The 1,109-nt window shown below is 61.6% G+C and carries 1 protein-coding gene; it reads right to left on the bottom strand.

Features of this window, described 5'->3' with window-relative positions:
* Positions 1-125: 125 nt before the first annotated feature.
* On the bottom strand, positions 126-1,109 hold a 984-nt coding region (dusA, locus tag ACXRVY_RS30850), incomplete at its 5' end, for a tRNA dihydrouridine(20/20a) synthase DusA (protein WP_458239187.1).

Here is a 1,109-nt window from a genome sequence, read left to right as displayed (position 1 = left end):
GATTCGGTTTGCTGATTCTGGCAACGTGGGTATTCGGTTGGGTTGACTGGACCGGGGCTGTAGCGCACTGAGACTCGCACCAGGCTGCAGGACATGCAGCCTGGTCGCAGGGAAGCGGCTAACCGTTAACGCCCCTCAAGCAGCTGTGCCGCTTGATCCAGCAACGCCAAAGGCTCWTTGGCCTTGTGAATGTCCACCGACAGTAACTGCCGAAACTTGCGCGCCCCCGGGAACCCGGTGCCCAGGCCCAGTACATGTCGGGTGATGTGGTGCATCGAACCACCTGCAGCGATGTGCGCCGCTATATAGGGACGCAACTGCGCCAGCGCCTCAGCCCGGCTGATCACCGGCGCCGTGCTGCCGAACAGCTGCTGATCCACCTCGGCCATCACATAAGGGTTGTGATACGCCTCACGGCCCAGCATGACGCCGTCGAACGTCTGCAAATGCTCGTGGCAGGCCTCCAGCGTCTTGATCCCGCCGTTCAGGATAATCTCCAGCTCCGGAAAGTCCGCCTTCAACCGCGCCGCCACGTCATAGMGCAGAGGTGGGATGTCGCGGTTTTCCTTCGGCGACAACCCCTCCAGAATCGCAATCCGCGCGTGCACAGTAAAACTGGTGCAGCCGGCCTCGCGAACCGTACCGACGAAATCACACAGTTCTTCGTAACTGTCGCGCCCGTTGATCCCGATTCGATGCTTGACCGTCACCGGAATCGACACCGCATCGCGCATCGCCTTCACACAATCGGCCACCAACTGCGGATGCCCCATCAGGCACGCGCCGATCATATTGTTCTGCACCCGATCACTCGGGCAGCCGACATTCAGGTTCACCTCGTCGTACCCGTGCTCCTGCGCCATCCGCGCACACGCGGCCAGGTCCAGCGGCACACTGCCGCCGAGTTGCAATGCCAGCGGGTGCTCGGCTTCGTTGTGGCGCAGGAAGCGGTCGTGATCGCCGTTGAGCAAAGCACCGGTGGTGACCATTTCGGTGTAGAGCAGGGCGTTTTTCGACAATAGGCGCAGGAAAAAACGGCAGTGGCGGTCAGTCCAATCCATCATCGGCGCCACACTGAAGCGGCGGGACGGCTCAGAACGGGCATGGCT

Source organism: Pseudomonas sp. P5_A2_2, assembly GCF_054177685.1.
Note: the sequence above shows the minus strand (reverse complement) of the source record. Positions and strands in the feature narration are given on the sequence as shown.